The 1222-nt window shown below is 69.9% G+C and carries 3 protein-coding genes; all 3 read right to left on the bottom strand.

Translation table 11 applies throughout. The features are described from left to right. Nucleotides 1–287 (bottom strand): DivIVA domain-containing protein (locus tag HMPREF3086_RS07705; protein ID WP_141764027.1); only part of this gene is annotated, 287 nt, incomplete at its 3' end. A 177-nt stretch (nt 288–464) separates the two neighbouring features. Further along, nucleotides 465–752, bottom strand: coding sequence for a YggT family protein (locus HMPREF3086_RS07700; RefSeq protein WP_061228934.1), 288 nt, complete (start codon nt 750–752; stop codon nt 465–467). 70 nt (nt 753–822) lie between these two features. Next, a partial coding sequence (locus HMPREF3086_RS07695; protein ID WP_141764026.1) for a cell division protein SepF occupies nt 823–1222 on the bottom strand: 400 nt, incomplete at its 5' end.

The raw sequence follows: 1222 nt of genomic DNA, 5'->3' as shown, positions 1-1222 counted from the left end.
GGGGCCGGCGTCGGCGCGGGCGCCGGGGCCTGCGCGGCGGGAGCGGCGGCACCCGATCCACCGCCGGAGGACTTGCCGGCCTCGTCAGCGGCCTTGCGCGCCTTCTCGAGGTCGCGGGTCAGCTCCTCGACCCGCTGCCGGAGGTCCTCGTTGTCCGAGACGAGTTCCGCGAGCTCCGTCTCGACCAGGTCCAGGAACTGGTCGACTTCGTCCTCGTTGTAGCCACGCTTGCCGATCGGTGGCTTGGAGAACGCGACGTTGTGCACATCGGCTGGTGTCAACGGCATGGGATACCCCTCGTGGTCGTCTCGGGTGCCGGTCCGGCGTTCACGCACCGGACCCACGACTTCATTTCTACCTTAACTGTGGCCAATCTAGTCACAACCGGCCCGCGCGTCACCAGCGGCCGTGGTCCGGGTCGGTGAACCGGGGCCGCTCTGCCGGCCGCAGCGCGGCCCCATCGCTCAGATGAAGGCCAGAATGACGACCCGCAGCACCATGAGGATGATGAACAGGACCAGGACGGACAGGTCCAGGGAGACCTGGCCGAGACGGACCGGCTTGATGACCTTGCGCAACGCCTTGACCGGCGGGTCCGTGATGGTGAACAGCCACTCCAGCACCACCGCGAGGACACCCTTCGGCGTCCAGCTACGGGAGAACGAGGCGATCATCTCCACCACGATCCGGCCCAGGAGCAGGAACCAGAAGACCTCGACCAGGTAATAGAGGATCAGCAGAATCAACGTCACGCTTCAACTCTACTTCCCCGGGCCACCGCGGTGCCCGAGGGCACCCGGTCCCCGCCGACGGGCGGACCGGTCAGCGGCGAAAGGCGCCGTTGACGGCGTCGCGGACCTCGGCCTCGGTGAGGTCCATGCCGGCGGGCTGCAGGAGGAACGTGCGCTCGCGGTCGGCGACCTTCTCCATGTGGCCGTCGAGGCCGAAGACGAGGCCGGCGGCGAAGTCGACCATGCGTCGGGCGTCTCCGGAGGCCATCGTGGACAGGTCCAGGACGACCGCGCGTCCGGCGCGGAAGTGCTCGCCGAGACTCTTGCCGTCGCCGAAGCCGCGGGGGCGCTCCACGACGGTCTCGGGAACGGTGACGAGCCCGTCCTCGACGAAGTCCTCCTCCGGCGCGAGGGCGACGGCACCGCGGGTGGCGGGCACACCGCGGAGGTTGGCGCGCGCGCCGGCCTCGGCCGCGTGGTAGCGGCGGGGG

Origin of the sequence: Dietzia sp. HMSC21D01, from assembly GCF_001815995.1 — a bacterium.
GTDB classification, from domain to species: Bacteria; Actinomycetota; Actinomycetes; order Mycobacteriales; family Mycobacteriaceae; genus Dietzia; species Dietzia cinnamea.
This window is presented reverse-complemented; position numbering and strand designations above follow the sequence as displayed.